Annotated in this window: 1 protein-coding gene; it reads left to right on the top strand. The window is 29.3% G+C overall.

Annotated elements, in window-relative coordinates; all coding sequences use genetic code 11:
* Positions 1-263: protein kinase domain-containing protein (locus tag SB717_RS36860; protein ID WP_410908038.1), on the top strand; the 263-nt coding region annotated here is incomplete at both ends.

Here is a 263-nt window from a genome sequence, read left to right as displayed (position 1 = left end):
AAGATATGAGTCTGGTAGAAAATCATTTGAACAAGAGAAAATGATTTTACAAACATTGAATCATCATGCAATTCCTAGTCTATATGATCATTTCATATGGGAGAAAAAGAGCTTCTTTGTAATGGAGTACATGCCTGGTAAAAATTTTGAAGATTATATTTTCATAGATGGGTATGTATATACAGAACGTGAAGTTTTTGAGATTTTATATAAAATATTAGAAATTGTATCGGTGTTTCATAGTGAAGGCATTATTCATCGAG

This window comes from Priestia sp. SIMBA_032, from assembly GCF_046535215.1.
In the GTDB taxonomy this organism is placed as follows: domain Bacteria; phylum Bacillota; class Bacilli; order Bacillales; family Bacillaceae_H; genus Priestia; species Priestia aryabhattai.
Note: the sequence above shows the minus strand (reverse complement) of the source record. Positions and strands in the feature narration are given on the sequence as shown.